Annotated in this window: 15 protein-coding genes; 12 read left to right on the top strand and 3 right to left on the bottom strand. The window is 34.2% G+C overall.

Features of this window, described 5'->3' with window-relative positions:
• Positions 1-109: 109 nt before the first annotated feature.
• From JFU20_RS05510 to JFU20_RS05455, 12 genes are all read left to right on the top strand, one after another.
• Positions 110-676 carry a DUF4865 family protein gene (locus JFU20_RS05510; protein WP_002012326.1) on the top strand — a complete coding sequence of 189 codons (567 nt, stop codon included), beginning with the start codon at positions 110-112 and terminating at the stop codon, positions 674-676.
• Between the two features lie 24 nt (positions 677-700).
• A complete protein-coding gene (locus JFU20_RS05505; RefSeq protein ID WP_002012328.1) occupies positions 701-1,111 on the top strand; it encodes a tautomerase family protein in 411 nt (136 codons plus the stop codon).
• Positions 1,108-1,431: a carboxymuconolactone decarboxylase family protein gene (locus JFU20_RS05500; protein ID WP_242488147.1), complete on the top strand. Its 324-nt coding sequence runs from the start codon at positions 1,108-1,110 to the stop codon at positions 1,429-1,431. Before JFU20_RS05505 ends, JFU20_RS05500 begins: the two co-directional genes overlap by 4 nt.
• A 101-nt stretch (positions 1,432-1,532) precedes the next feature.
• A complete protein-coding gene (locus JFU20_RS05495) occupies positions 1,533-1,976 on the top strand; it encodes a MarR family winged helix-turn-helix transcriptional regulator (protein ID WP_002012331.1) in 444 nt (147 codons plus the stop codon).
• A gap of 52 nt (positions 1,977-2,028) precedes the next feature.
• Entirely contained in the window at positions 2,029-2,970 is a 942-nt protein-coding gene (locus tag JFU20_RS05490; protein ID WP_002012332.1) for a ring-cleaving dioxygenase, read from the top strand.
• A gap of 16 nt (positions 2,971-2,986) precedes the next feature.
• Positions 2,987-4,042, top strand: a complete 1,056-nt coding sequence (locus JFU20_RS05485) for an LLM class flavin-dependent oxidoreductase (protein WP_201038419.1) — start codon at positions 2,987-2,989, stop codon at positions 4,040-4,042.
• Between the two features lie 626 nt (positions 4,043-4,668).
• Entirely contained in the window at positions 4,669-6,072 is a 1,404-nt protein-coding gene (cydA, locus tag JFU20_RS05480) for a cytochrome ubiquinol oxidase subunit I (RefSeq protein ID WP_002012335.1), read from the top strand.
• Entirely contained in the window at positions 6,059-7,075 is a 1,017-nt protein-coding gene (cydB, locus tag JFU20_RS05475; RefSeq protein WP_002165953.1) for a cytochrome d ubiquinol oxidase subunit II, read from the top strand. Before cydA ends, cydB begins: the two co-directional genes overlap by 14 nt.
• Positions 7,075-8,796: a thiol reductant ABC exporter subunit CydD gene (gene cydD, locus JFU20_RS05470; protein WP_002012337.1), complete on the top strand. Its 1,722-nt coding sequence runs from the start codon at positions 7,075-7,077 to the stop codon at positions 8,794-8,796. The genes cydB and cydD overlap by 1 nt, the downstream gene beginning before the upstream one ends.
• Entirely contained in the window at positions 8,793-10,517 is a 1,725-nt protein-coding gene (cydC, locus tag JFU20_RS05465; RefSeq protein WP_002165952.1) for a thiol reductant ABC exporter subunit CydC, read from the top strand. Before cydD ends, cydC begins: the two co-directional genes overlap by 4 nt.
• A gap of 195 nt (positions 10,518-10,712) precedes the next feature.
• Positions 10,713-10,934: a hypothetical protein gene (locus JFU20_RS05460; RefSeq protein WP_002031341.1), complete on the top strand. Its 222-nt coding sequence runs from the start codon at positions 10,713-10,715 to the stop codon at positions 10,932-10,934.
• Between the two features lie 250 nt (positions 10,935-11,184).
• The gene (locus tag JFU20_RS05455) at positions 11,185-11,634 is read left to right on the top strand and encodes a DUF6376 family protein (protein ID WP_002012340.1); all 450 of its coding nucleotides are present in this window, start codon (positions 11,185-11,187) and stop codon (positions 11,632-11,634) included.
• A 35-nt stretch (positions 11,635-11,669) separates the two neighbouring features.
• Here the strand turns inward: JFU20_RS05455 and JFU20_RS05450 are convergent, their stop codons facing one another.
• The 3 genes from JFU20_RS05450 to JFU20_RS05440 all read right to left on the bottom strand — a co-directional run bounded on the left by JFU20_RS05450 (position 11,670) and on the right by JFU20_RS05440 (position 13,617).
• Positions 11,670-12,008, bottom strand: coding sequence for an EamA family transporter (locus tag JFU20_RS05450; protein ID WP_002165951.1), 339 nt, complete (start codon positions 12,006-12,008; stop codon positions 11,670-11,672).
• On the bottom strand, positions 12,001-12,342 hold the full coding sequence (locus JFU20_RS05445; protein WP_002086172.1) for an EamA family transporter: 342 nt from the start codon (positions 12,340-12,342) through the stop codon (positions 12,001-12,003). Before JFU20_RS05445 ends, JFU20_RS05450 begins: the two co-directional genes overlap by 8 nt.
• Positions 12,343-12,615: 273 nt before the next feature.
• Complete coding sequence (locus JFU20_RS05440; RefSeq protein ID WP_201038418.1) at positions 12,616-13,617, bottom strand: S66 family peptidase; 1,002 nt, start codon at positions 13,615-13,617, stop codon at positions 12,616-12,618.
• Positions 13,618-13,670 lie beyond the last annotated feature (53 nt).

Here is a 13,670-nt window from a genome sequence, read left to right as displayed (position 1 = left end):
CCTTATACGGTATCATTATAAATGATACCAAACATAATTTATACCTATTTTACGTCAGCCGATCATCGGTTTATCATTATATATATAAGATCGAAAGTGAGTGATAAACATGATTGGTATGCAATATAAGGTCATTTTGCCAAAAGATTATGATATGGGGACTATTAGAGAAAGGGTGAAAAAGAATGGTTATAAAACGGATGGTTTTCAAGGGTTGAATTTTAAGGCTTATTTAATTGCTGAGGCAGGTAAGGATGGGGGTTTCCATAATTGTTATGCACCTTTATATATTTGGAATGGTCATGAAGGGATGAATAAATTTATCTTTGAAGGGTATTACGATAATATTTTGCAATCGTTTGGGTGGCAACAAATAAATATAGGTGTTCCATTAGTTGTTAATTTAAGTAATGATTTTAGAAAAAGTAGATATGCTGTTGAATATGCAGGGAGTATTTCTCAAAGTAAATCGCTGATTGGGACGCAATTAAATAAAGTAAATGAAAATGTGCAAAACATAGAAAAATGTTTAGGGAATGTAATAGTTTATAATCCGGATAAGTGGGGATATAGTCAATTCAGTTTTTATAAGGAAAAGCCTGAAATAGATGTAATGGACGATGTTACTATTTATGAGATTTTACATATTTCACGAGGATATGTTGTTGAATGCTAAATTAAGAAAAAGGAATGAAAATCTATGCCTTTTGTGAACGTTTATTATCATGAAGATATATTAAATAAAGAAGAGTTGAAAAAGATAGGTGAATGTATCCATCTTTCATTAATTGAACATTTCGACATCCCTGAAAATGATTATTTTCAAATATTTTTACCTTATCAACAAAATCAATTTTTGTATAATCCATATTATTTGTTGGAAAGAGGAGAAATGAGAACTGAGAATATGATTCATGTTTCTATTACATGTGGACCTGGAAGAACAGTGCAACAGAAAAAAGGTTTGTATCAATCTATATCCTTTGAAATTTCAGCATGTTCTAATGTGAAAGTTACTGACATTTTTATTACATTACATGAGACAGCTGCTGAAAACTGGTCATTTGGTCAAGGGATGGCACAATTGGTAAAAATGAAGGGAGCAAAATGATGAATGAACCAATTGAATTCTATATTCCAAAGAAAATGAGAGAAGTAGCACCTGTATTTTCTCATTATAGTGAAGAGATATTATTTGAGGAAGTGTGGCGGGATGCCGCTTTAACATTAAGAGAAAGAAGCTTATGTACATTGTCGGCACTAATCAGTCTTGGTAATACAGAACAATTACCATTTCATCTGAAGCTAGCTAAACAAAATGGGATAATGGAGAATGAATTAGTTGCATTAATAACACATATGGCTTTTTACGTTGGTTGGCCAAAAGCTGTGGCAACTTTAAATATAGCAATGAATGAAATGGAAAGTTAAGAATAATGATTTTGGGAGGTGTTTTTAACATATTTCTACTTGCATTACCATCACTTGAGTGGTAAAGTGATAGTAAGATCAACGCTAGGAAGTGATGAAACATGCGTGAAAATACGATAGGATCGTTAATATGGCTACGTTTAATACGATTTACGAACCAAAGTAATCAAATGTCAAATGAGTTTTTAAAACGTTTTGATTTAACAACAGCCCAATTTGATGTGCTTTTGCAAATACGGACTTATCAGCCATTAACACAAATGGAGTTAGCAGAAAAGGTTACCGTTACACAAGGCGGTATTTCTCGAATGTTAACACGTCTTGAAAAAGAAGGATATATTATACGAAAACAAGATTGGAAAACGAAAACAATTAGTCTTACAGAGCAAGGGGAAGCGGCTTTAGAAAGAGCATTGCCAGAGCAACTTGCATTTCAATCATCATTTTTTGATGATGTATTAAATGAAGAAGAGCAGAAAATACTATACGAGTTGATGTCAAAAGTTCATAAGCATAGTGAAAAAAAAGAATTACCAAATGAGTAATTTTTTTTACTCAATCAATTGACTAATCAAGTGATAAAGAGGAGGAAGTTTTATGTATACAATTCCAGGACATCACCACATTTCTATGGTGACTAAAAATGCGAAAACAAATAATAATTTTTATCGAGATGTCTTAGGATTACGCCGGGTGAAAAAGACAGTCAATCAAGATAATCCATTTATGTATCATTTGTTTTATGGTGATTTAACAGGGAGTGCCGGAACTGAATTATCATTTTTTGAAATGCCGAATGTAGGTAGAACAATCCGTGGTACAAATGCAATAACACAAATAGGCTTGCTCGTACCTTCAATAGAAAGTCTTACATTTTGGAAGAGACGTTTTGAGTCACTCCAGGTGGCGCATGGGGAAATTACAACTTACGCCGGAAGAGACGCACTGCACTTTGAAGATCCAGATGGTCTACGGTTAGTGCTGTTAAATAATAAAGATGGAGAGGTGCCTGAATATTGGACTGCATGGGATGAATCTTCTGTAGAGCAGAATCATCGTATTTTAGGCATGGGAACAGTTGAAATGACAGTGCGCAGTTTAAATGAATTATCAAAAACATTAACAGGTTTGTTTAGTTATAAAGAAATATCTCGTTCAGACGATGAGGGGATTTATCAATCTATTGCTGGTCAATCTTTTGGAGAAATTTTGGTGAAACAGCAAGATGGAGAGAGTGAAAGACCCGGAAAAGGAAGTATTCATCATTTAGCTATTCGTGTGAAAAATGATGAAGAACTGAGTTATTGGAATGAAGCGGTGAAAGATAAAGGGTTCCAATCAACAGGGATTATCGATCGCTTTTATTTTAAAAGTTTATATTTCCGTGAGTCAAATGGCATTTTATTTGAGATTGCGACGGATGGGCCAGGATTTACAGTAGATTCAGCAGTTGAAGAATTAGGAAAAGAGCTGGATTTACCACCATTTTTAGAAGAGAGAAGAAAAGAGATAGAAGAGAAATTAATACCACTTAATTAAAAGGGAGAGAGCAACTATGGAAAAATACCGTATTGATACAAGTAAGGGAATTGAATTTGGATTATATTCAATTGGAGATCATATTTTAAATCCGCATGATGGTTCGAAAATAAGTGCAGAAAAAAGAATTCATGAACTAATTGAAACAGCTAAGTTAGCAGATGAAGCTGGAATTGATGTGTTTGCTGTCGGTGAAAGTCATCAAGCGTATTTTACAACGCAAGCTCATACAGTTATTTTAGGAGCTATTGCACAAGCTACGAAAAACATTAAAATCGCGAGTTCCGCAACAGTATTAAGCACGTCAGATCCGGTTCGTGTATATGAGGATTTTGCCACAATTGATTTAATTTCTAATGGTCGTGCTGAAATCGTTGCTGGTCGTGGATCTCGTATTGGGGGATATAGTTTACTTGGTTACGATGTAAATTATTATGAAGAACTATTTGAAGAGAAGATGGATCTTTTATTAAAAATAAATAAAGAAGAAAGTGTAACATGGAAAGGGCAGTTTAGAACGCCACTTGAACATGCGGCAATTATACCGAGAGCTAAAAATAACAATATGCCAATTTGGCGTGCTGTTGGAGGGCCACCTGCTAGTGCAATTAAGGCAGGACGCGCAGGTGTACCAATGATGCTTACGACACTTGGTGGCCCAGCTGTTAATTTTAAAGTTTCGGTTGATGCATATCGTGAAGCAGCTGAGCAAAGTGGTTTTGATCCAGCAACATTACCAATTGCGACAACAAGTTTATTTTATACAGCAGAAAATTCACAAGATGCACTTAGTGAATATTATCCTCATATTAATGCTGGTATGCTTGCGCTACGCGGTGGTGGGTATCCAAAACAACAATTTACTAACGCAGTAGATCACCGTGATGCGTTAATGATTGGTAGCCCGCAACAAATTATTGAAAAAATGCTTTATCAATATGAATTATTTGGACAGCAACGTTTTATGGCACAGATTGATTTTGGCGGTGTACCATTTGATAAGATTGAGAAAAACATTGAATTAATTGCTACCGAAATTATGCCGGCTGTTAGAAAATATACAACGAAATAATGATTAAAGTACCGGGAATATAATTTATTCTCGGTACTTTTTTATTTAGTCTGTTTGAAAAATGACAAAAAAACGAATTTTATGTCTAGAGAAAGGGGAGTTTTTTTTCTATTTGTGAATAACAATATTGTTGATTTGAATTTTGGAAATACATTTTTCTCTTGACAAAAAACTAGCATATTTCTAGGTTTGATTCGAGGACATTTTTCAAGGGTAAAGTCAAGCGTATGAAGAGAAAAACATAATAACAATTGATATAAGAGTGTGTTGTATGTTTGAAAAGTACGTTTTTAAAATGTGAGAAATCAAATTCAAAAAAATTACAAAAGACATATTTCAGACAAAATCCTGTCAATAATACGTCAAAAATCACCTGAATTTATTATGTAAGTATATTATACAATTCGATTAACGAATAAAACACTACTGAAATAGTGAAAAGGTAAATCGTATGAAGAAAGTTCTTTTGTAATTATCTAAAAAACTGACAATCTATATTTTCAGAAAGTACATAAACGAATTTATCTTTTTGTATTTCCACATTATTGAATTGTTCGTTATGAAGTGAATTCATACAATTCAATCGATATTACGATATAAAAAAATATGAAGGAAGTGACTTTAGCATGGAAACGCTCGAATTGGCACGAATACAATTTGCATCAACAACGATTTTTCATTACTTTTTCGTTCCGCTGTCTATAGGTTTAGCTTTTATCATTGCGTTAATGCAAACGTTGTATGTGGTAAAGGGACAAGAAATTTATAAGAAGATGACAAAGTTTTGGACACAAATATTCCTTGTTAACTTCGCAGTAGGTGTAGTAACAGGTATTTTACAAGAATTTCAGTTTGGTATGAACTGGTCAACGTATTCACGTTTTGTTGGTGATGTTTTCGGACCATCACTTGCAATTGAAGGTTTATTAGCATTTTTCATTGAGTCTACATTCCTAGGTTTATGGGTATTCGGTGAGGATAAACTTCCGAAGCGAGTTCACCTTTTATGTATTTGGCTCCTCTCAATAGGAACAATGTTATCAGCATTTTGGATTTTAACTGCAAGTGCATTTATGCATGCCCCAGTAGGATATGAAATGGCAGCAGATGGACGTGCGCAAATGAATGATTTTTGGGCGATTATTCAAAATCCACAATTATGGGTGCAATTCCCGCATACAATTACAGCGGCAATTGCAACTGGTGCATTCTTTATTGCAGGTGTAAGTGCATGGAAAATATCAAAAGGTCAAGAAACTGCGGTGTTTAAAAAATCGTTCCGAGTTTCTATCGTTGTTGGAACAATTACAACTGCATTGGTATTATTTTTCGGTCATGCACAAGCACAAAATTTAATTAAGACACATCCGATGAAAATGGCAGCAGCTGAAGCATTATGGAATACGAGTGAGGATCCAGCGCCATTTACAGTATTTGCAAAAATTGATACAGAGAAGAAAGAAAATTCGTTTGAAATTCAAATCCCTTATATGCTAAGTCTATTGTCATACGATAAATTTAGCGGTCAAGTTGAAGGGATGAACCAAATTCAAAAACAATATGAAGAAAAATATGGACCTGGAGATTATATTCCGCCAGTACATACTATGTTCTGGAGTTTTAGAGCGATGGTAATGAGTGGAACATTCATGCTTCTTTTAGGAATGTACGGCTGGTTCTTATCAAGAAAAGATCGCTTAACTGAAAACCCTTGGTATTTAAAAATAATGGTATATGCAATTGCACTACCGTTTATCGGTAATACAGTAGGATGGATCATGACTGAAATGGGACGTCAGCCTTGGGTTGTCTTCGGTGTTATGAAAACAGAAGATGCTGTATCTCCAAACGTTTCATTTGGAGAAGTATTATTCTCTCTTGTTTCATTCACATCACTATATTTAATTGTTGGAGGAATTACTGTTTACTTATTCGTTCGTATCATTAAAGGACATGCGAATAAGAAAACGAAAAAGGATTATCAAAGCCATGATCCATTTGATAAGGAGGAAGAGTATGTTATCTCTTAATGAGTTGTGGTTTCTAATTATCTCAACCTTATTCGTTGGCTTCTTTGTACTTGAAGGTTTCGATTTTGGTGTAGGAATTGTTTCAAGGTTTTTAGGGAAAAACGATTTGGAAAAACGTATATATTTAAATACAATTGGGCCGTTTTGGCACGCAAATGAAGTATGGCTTGTTTGTGCTGGTGGCGCTATGTTTGCGGCATTCCCACACTGGTATGCAACTTTATTTAGTGGGTTTTATATTCCATTTGTGTTTATGCTTCTTGCATTAATTATAAGAGGTGTTTCCTTTAAATTCCGTGCGAAAATAGAAAATCATAAATGGAAGAGTTTCTGGGATTGGGGCATGTTTATTGGAAGTTTGCTACCTCCCATACTTTGGGGAGTTGCAATCGCAAACTTTATGACAGGTGTACCAATTGATGGAAGTAAAAATGTGGTAGGCGGATTTATGAAATTACTTCACCCATTTGCGTTACTTGGGGGAGTTATGTTTCTTCTTCTATGTATTGTTCATGGTTTGCAATTCCTTACTATACGTACAACAGGAAAATTACGAGAACGCGCACGTATTGCCGCGACAAAGATTGCACCTTTTGCATTAATAACACTTCTTGTTTTTGCAGCTGTAGGGTTATGGAAAACAGATATTTTCACCGCACATGGTTCAGAGTGGCTAATGGTTCCAATTGGAGCTTTTGTAGCGCTATTTGTTTCTACTTTATTAAATAAAAGAAGAAGAGATGGTTGGGCTTTCTTTATGACGAGTTTAACAATCATTTTGTTAAGTGCAAGTGTGTTCATCGGTATGTTCCCGCGTGTCATGATTAGCTCATTAGGAGCGGTAAATGATTTGACAATTTATAATGCGGCATCAGGACCTTATGCATTAAAACTGATGAGCTATTTTTCTCTTGCTATTTTACCGTTTGTTATCGGTAGTCAAATATGGAGTTTCTATGTATTTAGACAACCTGTTAAGTCAGACAAAGATTTGGAGTACTAATGAAAAGAAAAAGAGGACTTCCGTCGTATCCTGGTAGCCGAGTTTTATATGTAACTTTAAGTCTTATTAGCATTTTAGAGGCGTGTAGTATCATTGCGCAGACAGTGTTTTTAGCACGAGCAATCACATTTTTATTTCATGGAGAAACAGTGCAAGCTGTGCTAAATGAAACTGTTTATTTTGGGGTCACGTTTGCAGCACGCCAAATGTTAGTGCGAACATCGCAAATATTGGTTGAGCGTTTCGCTGAAAAAACAGGATTTGCATTACGTAAACAGTTAATAGAAGCATATTTTACGTTAGGGCCGAGATTTGTCCAAACGAATGGGACTGGTCATCTGGTTACTTTATCGATAGAAGGTATTGAGAAATTTAAAACATATATTGAATTAACAATTCCTAAAATGATTAGAAGTAGTATCGTACCGGGGCTAATTGTTCTATATGTTTTAACACTGGACATTAAGTCTGGAATCATTTTAGTTGTAACGATTCCAATTGTGATCATATTTATGATCCTTCTAGGATTAGCAGCGCAGAAAATGGCGGATAGCCAATATGAGACATATCGTGTACTTTCTAATCATTTTGTAGATACGTTAAAAGGATTAGAAACATTAAAGTATTTAGGGAAAAGTAAACAGCACGAAGGAAAGATTGAAAAAGTAAGTAAACGATATAGAAAAGCAACGATGCGTACTTTGCGAGTTGCTTTTCTTTCTTCTTTTGCATTAGATTTCTTTACGAGTTTATCAATTGCATTTGTAGCAGTTGGATTAGGGATACGGTTAATAGATGGGACAATTATACTGTTACCAGCTCTTACGATTTTGATTTTAGCGCCGGAATATTTTCTGCCGATTAAGCAAGTTGGAGCGAATTATCATGCTACATTAGATGGACAACTTGCAATGGAGCAAATAGAAGAAATTTTACAGAAACAAAAAGAAATAGAAAAGAAAGATTCAAATGTAGATATAGTATGGAATTCTTCTAGTAGTTTGAAATTACAAGATGTAAAAGTAAATAATGATGAATCTGAAAAGGCTATATTAGAGGGAATTGATTTTACTTGGCAAGGTAACGGTGCTATAGGCATTATTGGTGAAAGTGGGGCAGGGAAATCAACGTTAATCGATGTGTTAGCAGGATTTCTACCTGCTTCGGGTGGGAAGATGTTAGTAAATGGTGTGGAAATTGGTGAATCTACTCGAGAAGATTGGCAAAAAAATATTGCTTATATTCCGCAGCAACCTTATATTTTTCCGCTTTCATTAAAAGATAATATTTGTTTCTATGAAACGAATACAATTGATGAAGAGGTTGAGAGAGTTATTAATGAAGTTGGTCTTCGTTCGCTCGTTGCATCATTACCACATGGGATGTACGAAAGAATTGGAGAAGGTGGACGTATGCTTAGTGGCGGACAAGAACAACGTGTCGCTATGGCACGTGCACTTTTAAGTAAAAAGCCAATCATTTTATTAGATGAACCTACAGCACATCTTGATATTGAAACTGAATTTGAAATAAAGCAATCGATGTTACGTCTGTTTGAAGGTAAGTTAGTATTTCTTGCAACGCATCGTCTACATTGGATGAAGCAAATGGATCATATTCTTATTTTAAATAAAGGGGAAATTAAAGAAAGTGGAACATATGAAGAACTTTTAAAGAATGAGACATTACATTTTCATAGGGAAGAGAGGGGAGAGCGATGAGTAATTGGATTAAACCTTATATACAGCAAAATAAAGGTAGAATGACGTTGACTATTTTCCTCGGGCTTCTTGGAGTTAGTTCAGGTGCGATGCTACTTTTCATTTCAGGTTATTTAATTTCTAAATCTGCTCTCAGACCAGAAAATGTAATGGCTGTATATGTTCCTATAGTTGCAACGCGTGCGTTTAGTATAGGGCAAGCTGTCTTTCATTATTTAGAGCGTTTAGTAGGGCATGACGTCGTTCTACGAATTTTAGAAAAAATGAGAACAAAACTATATAGAATTGTAGAACCACAGGCGTTATTTTTACGCTCTCGATTTCAAACTGGTGATGTACTAGGTGTATTGTCTGATGATATAGAACATTTACAGAATCTATATTTACGTACAATATTCCCTAGTATATTAGCGTTAGTTGTATATAGCATTTTCGTAATTGTTATCGGTGCATTTGACTTAGTATTTGCACTTATCGCAGCTTGTATGTTAGCTGTTATTGTTTTTCTTCTCCCATTCGTATCACTACTTTTGATGAAACGACATCATGTTGCTTTGAAGCGAGGAAGAAATCGTTTGTATCAACAATTGACAGATGCTGTATTTGGGTTATCTGATTGGCAGGCGAGTGGTAGAAAAGATGAATTTATTAATGCATATGTAGAGCAAAATGTCCAGCTGTTAAAGACAGAAAAGAGAGTGAAACGCTGGTACCATATTCGAGACAGTATCATTCATTTAATAGTCGGCATTGTAGTTATTTCAATGATTATGTGGACTGGAAATCAAGCAGCAAGTGAACAGATTGCACCTACAGTTATTGCAGCGTTCGTATTAATGACATTATCTGTGACAAATGCGCTTATCCCTATATCAGATGCTATCGATCGAATTCCATCTTATGTAGAATCTGCTCATAGGCTTAAAAGCGTAGAAAGTGATAGCATTTTGCAAGATGGAAATGAGTTACCTGGAGATAAAGATTACGTTGCACAAAAACATATAGATATTGAACTGAGTAATGTGTCGTATAATTATCCGGATAGTAATGAACCTGTATTAAAAGATGTATCATTGCAAATAAAGGCAGGAAAGAAAATTGCTATTTTAGGTAGAAGTGGAACAGGAAAATCTACTTTACTAAAACTGTTAACTGGGGCGCTACGTCCGGTGAGTGGGCAAGTTATATTGAATGGTGAACAAGCTCGTACGGATTTTTTGTCAAAATATATTTCTGTATTAAACCAAAAACCACATTTATTCGATACGACAATTGGAAATAATGTGCGGATCGGTAAACCAGAGGCTAATGATGAAGAGATATGGAGAGCTTTAGAGAAAGCACAGCTAGCACCGCACATTGCTTCTCTTCCTGATGGATTACAAACAAAAATGCATGAAATGGGAAAGAGGTTTTCTGGCGGAGAAAGGCAAAGGGTAGCATTTGCAAGAACTCTTATGCAAGAAGCATCGATTATTGTGCTTGATGAACCGACTATCGGTTTAGACCCTAAAACGGAATTAGCCTTAATAGAAACAATGTTTTCTGCAGCAGAAGAAAAGACTGTTATTTGGATTACACATCATCTTGTAGGAATTGAACATGTAGATGAAGTTATTTTCCTTGATAGTGGCCAAATCGCTATGCAAGGTAGTCACGAACAGCTACTGAAAGAAAATGAGAAATATCGTAGGTTATATGAGCTTGATAAAGGTATATAAGAATGAAATGCAAAAAAACACAAATTCTTGGTAGTTCAAGGTTTGAGTTTTTTTGTATTTGTGGTGAAATCATATAAGCCGTATAAGCTATTTGATCATGAAATGGTTATATATTGTTAGAAAGGGTGTTTAAAACCTATCCTTTCAAGGCAATACTTGAGCCATAGTGAATGGATTGTTGGAAGGCGTGATTATATGTTTGAAGAGGATGGCATTGTTTTAATACTGGAGCCTGCTGATGAGCGGAATATGAGGAAATTTATTTTTACAGTACCGAAGTCAGTTTATGAAAAAAAAGAAATTTTATTACATTACGGAACACCTTTAGGTCAAGGATATACGGACATTATAGAAGATATTATTAGTGTACATATAGACATAGATATTATAACAGTAATAGGGCATGTGAGAGGATAAAGAGAAACTTTAATTAGTGAGAGCTATACGTACCTGGAAAACAGACGTACTTAAAATAAGTATGTCTGTTTTTATATTTAAATGAAGATAGTTTCGAGGTACATGTTGAACAGGATAATAATGATTTTTCTAGAATGTATAAGAGGAAGATTAAAAAAAATAAGATATGATGTGATGTGATAAAGTGTATAAGAAGAAAATAAAGTGTTTATAAATGAATAAAAGTATGGCAATTATTTAGGAGGTAAAAATGAAGTTTACAAAAACAATGTTACTTTCAATTGTAGTTTCAATTGGTTTGATGGGATGTTCGCTAGTAGAGGAAGGGAAGAACTCCATAGATTACGCTCAAAAAGCGACAGACTATGTAAATGAAATAAGTGCATTTGCAAATGAAGCGCCAGCATTAGCTGAAAAGGCCGTTAATGATGGGGAAGCCCGGAAAGAACTAGAAACGAAACTTACTGAAATTAAACAAGATATACCAGCTTTTAATGAATTAACACCACCAGATGTAGCGAAGGATCTTCACCAGCAAATCGTCGGGTATAATGAAAAGTTAAATACATTAATTGATACATCTATGACAAAGATAGAGGAAGGGAAAATGAATGTAGAGCAGTTTAAAAACTCTGAGCTTATGCAGACGATAGAACAAGTTCGTGATTTGAAAGATAAGGTTCAAAATTTAGGGCAATAACAAAAAGATCCGTTTATCATAAACGGATCTTTTTGTTATTGTATACAATAGATGATTACACCAATGACAATAATAATGTTGCCAATGATTTTTCGTTTCGTTATTTTCTCCCCTAGGAAGTACCAACTGAAAATTAAAATGATGATATAACTTAATGATTCTAATGCAGATGCTTGCTTTAATGCCAAGCCCTTTAAGGCGATCACATTTAATCCGGCATTAATTACAAATAAAAAGTAGCCGATGATAACATAAGGATTCACATATTCTTTTATTCTAGAATCGTATTGTTGTAAAGTAGCCTTTTTTAATAATATTTGTGAGTAATTGGCTAAAATTATCCCAAATATCAATAATAACATATAACTATTCATCTTTTGTCACCACCACAATTCCGACGATAATAATAGCTGCGCCAAGTATGTGATTCCACTGTATCGTATCTCCAAACAGGAATACTGACCAAAGCATGGACCATAGTATGATAATCCCACGGTGTGAATATGCTCTAGAAATTTCAAAGTTCTTAATGACTTGTTGCCATAGAATTGCATATCCGAATAAAAGTACAACAAGTCCGAAGTAAGCAATAAAAAATGAAATTGATGCAATAGGGAATTGAGATGCCCATTTCATGTAAACCATAATGATAGAATATATCAAGAAGGCTACATGTAAAAATACATAGTTTTTAATAGTTGGTTTCATATATTCACTCTCTTTTACATATAAATACATACATTTGAAATGAATGTATGTAATCAATAGTTTCTTATTACATAATGTACATTGAAATTGTTTTTTCAGTACATATCATAGATTGTTGCTTATCGTTTCACATTCCAAAATATATAGTAACATGTCTTCTATTGTAAAACAACAGAAGACATTAGGCACTATTTGTTATGAGTGATATCCACTTCCTTCTATTAAAAATGTAATTGTATTTTTAAGCATTACAAGATAGTGGAATAAGTGTCGTTAGTCTCTCCATCGCTCTATAATTTGTATCGTTTTATTTGTTGCATCCATCTCTACTTGAATACCTATTGGCAAAGTAATCATTGGATGAGTATGACAACAATCAAAATCGGCTAGAAAAGGAAGTTTTTGATTTTGTAATACTTCTAATAATATTTCGTAAGGTTTTCTATTTGTACCACAATCATCAAATTGCTCATGTTTTCCAAGGATGATACCTGAAACTTTATCAAAAACGCCGTTAATTTTAAGTAATGAAAAACTTCTTTCGATAGTAGCTGCATCTTTTGAGCTATCTTCAATAAAGAGAATGTCACCATCTTGAATAAGTGGCATATAGGGGCTACCCCAAATACCTTGTATAGTATTTAAATTCCCACCAATAATACGTCCAGTAGCTTTCCCACCAATTACTGAAATCCAATTGTTCGGTCGAAGATCTTTTTCTTTCGTTTTTTCTTCCCAATTAATAAATTCATCTGACCAAAATAACGGCTGGTTTATGTTGTAAGGAAGGTGTTGATCAGTTAATAAAGTATCCGCAAAATATTTGTACGTGCAATCTACGAAAGGCTCAAATTCACCAAAAGAAGGAACAAGTGCTGGACCATAAAATGTAGGAATTCCTGTTTTTGCATAAATTCCTAGTAATAATGCTGTTGTGTCTGAATAGCCAATCATTATTTTAGGATTCTTTTGAAAAGTCTCATAATCAATATAAGGTAATAATGAATTTGAATTCAGTCCCCCAATTGTCGACATGATACAAGAGACGTTAGGGTTTCTAATCAAGTCATTTAATTCCTCAGCACGCTCTTTAATGCTCCCGGAACGATAATAATCATATTGACCTGTTAGTGAACCTTCTAATATATGAAATCCTTTCTTTTGTAAGTATAATTTTGCGCGCTCAAATCTCTTTGGAGAAGTATAGCTTACTGGTGAAGAGGGAGAGTAGATGCCAATTGTATCGCCATATTTTAATGCTTTTGGAAGTATCATTTGTATAAATCCTTTCTATTATATAGTGTTTTTGTGTTTAAATGTAATTGAAT

The organism is Bacillus sp. TH30, assembly GCF_016650875.1.
Taxonomy (GTDB): domain Bacteria; phylum Bacillota; class Bacilli; order Bacillales; family Bacillaceae_G; genus Bacillus_A; species Bacillus_A mycoides.
The sequence above is the reverse complement of the archived record's forward strand: the minus strand, read 5'-3'. Positions and strand labels throughout refer to the sequence as shown.

Bases quoted from the DNA above. Each gene is read 5' to 3' on its own strand.
- JFU20_RS05500 (WP_242488147.1), top strand. From the start codon at position 1,108: ATGATGAATGAACCAATTGAATTCTATATTCCAAAGAAAATGAGAGAA.
- JFU20_RS05495 (WP_002012331.1), top strand. From the start codon at position 1,533: ATGCGTGAAAATACGATAGGATCGTTAATATGGCTACGTTTAATACGA.
- cydA (WP_002012335.1), top strand. From the start codon at position 4,669: ATGGAAACGCTCGAATTGGCACGAATACAATTTGCATCAACAACGATT.
- JFU20_RS05485 (WP_201038419.1), top strand. From the start codon at position 2,987: ATGGAAAAATACCGTATTGATACAAGTAAGGGAATTGAATTTGGATTA.
- JFU20_RS05490 (WP_002012332.1), top strand. From the start codon at position 2,029: ATGTATACAATTCCAGGACATCACCACATTTCTATGGTGACTAAAAAT.
- JFU20_RS05450 (WP_002165951.1), bottom strand. From the start codon at position 12,008: ATGAATAGTTATATGTTATTATTGATATTTGGGATAATTTTAGCCAAT.
- JFU20_RS05460 (WP_002031341.1), top strand. From the start codon at position 10,713: ATGTTTGAAGAGGATGGCATTGTTTTAATACTGGAGCCTGCTGATGAG.
- JFU20_RS05505 (WP_002012328.1), top strand. From the start codon at position 701: ATGCCTTTTGTGAACGTTTATTATCATGAAGATATATTAAATAAAGAA.
- JFU20_RS05440 (WP_201038418.1), bottom strand. From the start codon at position 13,617: ATGATACTTCCAAAAGCATTAAAATATGGCGATACAATTGGCATCTAC.
- cydB (WP_002165953.1), top strand. From the start codon at position 6,059: ATGTTATCTCTTAATGAGTTGTGGTTTCTAATTATCTCAACCTTATTC.
- JFU20_RS05510 (WP_002012326.1), top strand. From the start codon at position 110: ATGATTGGTATGCAATATAAGGTCATTTTGCCAAAAGATTATGATATG.
- JFU20_RS05445 (WP_002086172.1), bottom strand. From the start codon at position 12,342: ATGAAACCAACTATTAAAAACTATGTATTTTTACATGTAGCCTTCTTG.
- JFU20_RS05455 (WP_002012340.1), top strand. From the start codon at position 11,185: ATGAAGTTTACAAAAACAATGTTACTTTCAATTGTAGTTTCAATTGGT.
- cydD (WP_002012337.1), top strand. From the start codon at position 7,075: ATGAAAAGAAAAAGAGGACTTCCGTCGTATCCTGGTAGCCGAGTTTTA.
- cydC (WP_002165952.1), top strand. From the start codon at position 8,793: ATGAGTAATTGGATTAAACCTTATATACAGCAAAATAAAGGTAGAATG.